General features: G+C 42.8%; 4 protein-coding genes. All 4 read left to right on the top strand.

Annotation, left to right across the window (positions count from 1 at the left end; genetic code table 11):
* The first annotated feature begins 186 nt into the window (after positions 1-186).
* Positions 187-1,842 carry a chromosomal replication initiator protein DnaA gene (gene dnaA, locus QVA83_RS12260; RefSeq protein WP_156082062.1) on the top strand — a complete coding sequence of 552 codons (1,656 nt, stop codon included), beginning with the start codon at positions 187-189 and terminating at the stop codon, positions 1,840-1,842.
* Between the two features lie 32 nt (positions 1,843-1,874).
* Complete coding sequence (gene dnaN, locus QVA83_RS12255) at positions 1,875-2,975, top strand: DNA polymerase III subunit beta (protein WP_156077627.1); 1,101 nt, start codon at positions 1,875-1,877, stop codon at positions 2,973-2,975.
* Positions 2,976-3,100: 125 nt separating this feature from the next.
* Positions 3,101-4,189: a DNA replication/repair protein RecF gene (gene recF / locus QVA83_RS12250; protein ID WP_156077628.1), complete on the top strand. Its 1,089-nt coding sequence runs from the start codon at positions 3,101-3,103 to the stop codon at positions 4,187-4,189.
* Between the two features lie 8 nt (positions 4,190-4,197).
* Positions 4,198-5,532, top strand: a 1,335-nt coding sequence (locus QVA83_RS12245; protein WP_287498504.1) for a DNA gyrase subunit B, incomplete at its 3' end; no start/stop codon positions are given.

The following is a 5,532-nucleotide window of genomic DNA, read 5'->3' as shown; positions in this document are numbered from 1 at the left end:
CCATTTACATTGTGTTGATAAAGTAATATAATCCACAGCGATTAAAGCGATAACTTAATTTCTCGCTGCTACCACACACTACCAACGCTATGTTCTTCTAATGGCGCTTTTTATTGCCTGGTTTCTTTATGCTTGGCTTTTCAGGAGTTGGTTTTTCTAGCGAGTTACGGGAGCTAACTACGTACCATGTCCTTGTGGAACCAATGCCTTGAAAGATTGCGTCAAGAATTACCAACGCAGCAGTTTAGTATGTGGATACGACCGCTTGTTTGTGAAGAACAACAAGGCGTGGTTGCACTCTATGCTCCCAATCGTTTTGTACTTGATTGGGTAAGAGACAAGTACCTGAATAATATTACCGCACTACTAAAAGAGTTTGCCGGAAGTGACGCACCACAATTGCGTTTAGAAGTGATGAATCGTCACAGCGTAAGCCGTAGTCAGCCTGTAAGTACCAGCGGATCTTCGCCTGCTCCAAATACGCCTAATAATCAACCAAGTAAGCCTAGTGCACCTGCGGGCGGTCAAGGGTATCAGAACTATAATACTAGTAGTCAGCCTGTTCACAGCGGCAGTAATGGGCAGCACACATCGTCTTATTCACCAATGTCGAATAGCGGTATGCCATCATCGGCAAGCCAAGCGGGTGATCAAGGACAAAACAATGCGTTTTCAAAATCACCTTCATACACACAGGGTATGGATCTAAATGATCGCGGTGCGCAAAACCACGACCGTAATGGATATAATGCATACGCATATCAAGCGCCAAGATCGTCTACACCGCCGAAAGTGATCCCGATCCCTGAGGCGATGAAGCATAAAAGTAATATTAATCCGACTTATCAATTCGACAACTTTGTCGAAGGTAAATCTAACCAGCTAGCACGTGCGGCTGCAACTCAAGTCGCAAATAACCCAGGCGGTTCTTACAACCCACTGTTTATTTACGGTGGTACGGGCTTAGGTAAAACTCACTTATTACATGCAGTGGGTAATGGCATCGTAGCTAATAACGGTGACGCTAAAATTGTGTATATGCATTCAGAGCGTTTCGTACAGGATATGGTTAAGGCACTACAAAATAACGCTATAGAGGACTTTAAGCGCTTCTATCGCAGCGTTGATGCGTTACTTATCGATGATATTCAATTCTTTGCTAATAAAGAGCGTTCACAAGAAGAGTTCTTCCACACGTTCAATGCGCTTCTTGAAGGTAACCAACAAATCATCCTTACTTCTGATAGATATCCTAAAGAGATTGATGGGGTAGAGGATCGATTGAAATCGCGCTTCGGTTGGGGTTTAACTATTGCTATAGAGCCACCAGAGCTTGAAACCCGAGTAGCTATTTTGATGCGCAAAGCGGCAGAGAACCGGATTCACTTACCTAATGAAGTGGCGTTCTTTATAGCTAAGCGATTGCGTTCAAACGTACGTGAGCTCGAGGGGGCACTTAACCGTGTTATTGCTAACGCAAACTTTACCGGTCGCCCTATCACTATTGATTTCGTTCGCGAAGCGCTTCGAGACCTTCTCGCACTTCAAGAAAAATTGGTAACCGTTGATAATATTCAGAAAACCGTCGCAGATTATTATAAGATAAAAGTAGCTGATATTTTGTCTAAACGACGTAGTCGTAGTGTGGCGCGTCCTCGCCAAGTCGCGATGGCGCTGGCCAAAGAACTTACCAACCACAGTTTACCTGAACTAGGAAACGCGTTTGGTGGACGAGACCACACTACGGTTTTACACGCTTGTAGAAAAATAGAGCAGCTAAGAGAAGAAAGTCATGATATAAAAGAGGACTATAAGAACCTCATTAGGACTTTGTCTTCCTAACACCACGACCTTAGAGGCGAGATAGCACTGCGATGAAATTTACTATAAGCCGCGAACAATTTTTACAACCCCTACAGTTGGTATCTGGTGCTGTAGAGCGTAGACACACACTGCCAATTCTTTCCAATGTTCTCATCAAAGTAAGTGAGGACGCACTTTGGCTTACTGGTACAGATTTAGAGGTAGAACTAATTTCTAGCGTGAAATTAGAAGGTGAATTCACGGAAGGTGAAATTACTGTTCCTGCTAAAAAGCTGTTTGATATAATTCGCGGTATTTCTGAAGGAACAGATATTCATTTCTCGTTAGACGGCAGCAAAGCACTTATTCGTGCCGGTCGAGGTCGTTATACGCTTTCTACTTTATCTGCCAACGACTACCCAAATCTAGAAGACTGGGAAGGCGAAGTTGAGTTTGAATTATCGTGCAGTGATCTAAAACGTCTTATTGATGCAACGAGCTTCTCAATGGCTCAACAAGACGTACGTTATTACTTAAATGGTATGTCCCTTGAAACGGAAGAGAATATCATTCGTACCGTTGCAACAGACGGTCACCGCCTTGCACTTTGTCGCCTACACTATGAGACCGCTTTGCCATCTCGTCAGGTAATTATTCCACGTAAAGGTGTGTTAGAAATTTCTCGTCTTATTAGCGAAGATGACAAATCTCTTAAGGTGCAAATAGGCGCCAACCATCTTCGAATTTTCTCAAACGATTTCATTTTTACTTCGAAATTAGTTGATGGCAGATTTCCTGATTATCGCCGTGTTTTACCTCAAAATGGCGACAAGGAAATTATTGCGAGTAAAGCTGTATTAAAAGAAGCTTTTTCACGTGCGGCCATTCTATCTAACGAAAAGTTTAGAGGCGTACGATTAAACTTGTCTTCTGGTGAGCTTAAGATAACGGCTAATAACCCAGAGCAAGAAGAAGCGGAAGAAATCGTTGATGTTCAATATCAAGGTGACGATTTAGAAATTGGCTTTAACGTTGCCTATCTAATTGACGTATTGAATGCGCTTGGATCTGATGGCGTTAAAGTGAGCCTATCAGACTCAAACGCGAGTGCGCTAATTGAAGATGATGCTGATGACGCCGCGTTATACGTTATTATGCCAATGCGACTGTAGTCACTACTACATTAAGTGTTTGCAGCGTTTCGCATATCCCACGTTATTTTGTTATTTAAATTATCAATTCAAGAAGCGATGAGTGTTGATACTCCTCGCTTCTTTTCTTTCATCAGTGTGACCTCATGAAACTGGACCGCGTCCAGATTACACAGTTTCGTAATCTTACTTCCGTATCACTTTCTCCTTCACCAGCGTTGACTATCATTAAAGGCGTGAATGGGAGTGGGAAATCCTCGTTAATCGAAGCACTTTATTACCTAGGCTTTGGACGTTCTTTTAGAACAAATAAACACAGTTCGGTTATTCAAAATGAGAAGGACAGCTTCAGTGTTTTCGCGTCATGCAAAACTGAAGAAGGGGATGAATTAAAGCTAGGTTTTCAACGAAGTAGAAATGAGACATTCACCTGTAGTATTAACGGTGAACATTCAAATAAGTTATCAGATTTAGTTAGCTTGGTACCACTTCAACTTTTTACTCCGCAGAGTACTGACCTTATAATTGGTTCGCCTTCCGAGCGTCGACGTTTTTGTGATTGGGGATTGTTTCACGTGAAACATCAGTTTCAATCACTTGCTAATCAGTATGGTAAATTTTTAAAACATAGAAATGCCTTACTGAAACAGCAGGCAAATTTAAGCGCACCACAAAATCAATATTGGGAGTCTCAGTTCTCAGAACTAGGTGAGTCTTTATCGGCTACTCGTCAGGAATATGTGGATACCCTTACCCCTATTTTTAAGCAGTACGCGCAAGAATTTCTTCCTAACTTCGATGTGGAATTAAGTTACTATAAAGGGTGGGAAAAAGATGTCGGTTTATCAGAAAGCCTAGTTAAAAAACGTGAGTATGATGGTAAAATAGGACATACCTCTTCTGGGCCCCATAAAGCCGATTTAAGGCTTAAAGTGAATGGAGTAAACGCTCAGGAGCTTTTATCAAGAGGACAGCTTAGAATGGCTGTGGCAGCGCTTCAAATGTCACAGACTAAGCTATTTAATAAGGCAACGCAGCGCAAAAGTATCTTTTTACTTGATGATGTAGGTGCCGAATTAGATGCCGATAAAAGAGAACAATTTATTGATGGGTTGCTCAAAATGGATACGCAGGTTTTCGTTACTGCAATAGAATCCACGCAACTCGCTTTTATACAAAAATACAACGAAAAGAAAATGTTTCACGTGGAACATGGAAGCGTGAAAGAGGAGTAAAAGCTAGTATGTCAGCAGAGAACAACTACGACTCGTCCAGTATTAAAGTACTTAAAGGATTAGATGCCGTAAGAAAGCGTCCTGGTATGTATATCGGTGATACTGATGATGGTACCGGATTACACCACATGGTTTTCGAGGTGGTCGATAACTCTATCGATGAAGCACTTGCTGGACATTGTTCTGAGATTACTGTGCTCATTCACAGCGATGGCTCAGTATCTGTGTCTGACGATGGACGTGGTATACCAACTGAATTGCACCCAGAAGAGGGGGTGTCTGCAGCTGAAGTTATCATGACAGTTCTTCACGCCGGCGGTAAATTCGACGATAACTCTTATAAAGTATCGGGCGGTTTGCACGGTGTAGGTGTATCAGTAGTAAACGCACTTTCAAGCCGTCTGAAGCTTCGTATTCGTCGCGGCGGTAAAGCGCATGAACAAGAATATCATCATGGTGTTCCACAAGCGCCACTAGCGGTAACAGGCGATACAGATAAAACGGGAACTATGATCCGTTTCTGGCCAAGTTCAGACACCTTCACAGATACGCTTTACCACTACGATATTCTTGCTAAACGTCTTCGTGAACTATCATTTTTGAACTCTGGTGTGTCTATTCGCTTGAAAGACGAACGCGATGGAAAAGAAGACCACTTCATGTACGAAGGTGGTATCAAAGCTTTCGTTGAGTACCTAAATGAAAAGAAAACACCTGTTCACCAGAAAGTGTTTCATTTCAGCAGTGAACAAGAAGACGGTATTGCAGTAGAAGTAGCGATGCAATGGAACGATAGTTTCCAAGAGAACGTGTTCTGTTTCACCAACAACATTCCTCAGCGCGACGGTGGTACTCACTTGGCGGGCTTCCGTGGAGCACTAACGCGTACATTGAATAACTACATGGAAAAGGAAGGCCTGAACAAAAAGGCAAAAACGAATGCCAGTGGTGACGATGCGCGTGAAGGTCTAACCGCGGTTATTTCCGTTAAAGTACCAGATCCGAAATTCAGCTCACAGACAAAAGATAAGCTTGTGTCTTCTGAAGTTCGTCCAGCAGTTGAGTCGGCAATGAACGAAAAGCTAGCAGAGTTTTTACTAGAAAACCCTGCAGAAAGTAAAATCATTGCGGGTAAAATTATTGATGCTGCTCGTGCTCGTGAAGCTGCACGAAAGGCCCGTGAAATGACACGCCGTAAAGGTGCGCTAGATTTGGCTGGCCTACCAGGTAAGCTAGCTGACTGTCAGGAAAAAGATCCTGCACTTAGTGAACTATACATAGTGGAGGGTGACTCTGCGGGCGGTTCAGCTAAGCAGGGTCGTAACCGTAAAAACCAAGCTATT

The sequence above is a fragment of the Alteromonas sp. AO-Serp genome (assembly GCF_017849675.1).
In the GTDB taxonomy this organism is placed as follows: domain Bacteria; phylum Pseudomonadota; class Gammaproteobacteria; order Enterobacterales; family Alteromonadaceae; genus Alteromonas; species Alteromonas macleodii.
The sequence above is the reverse complement of the archived record's forward strand: the minus strand, read 5'-3'. Positions and strand labels throughout refer to the sequence as shown.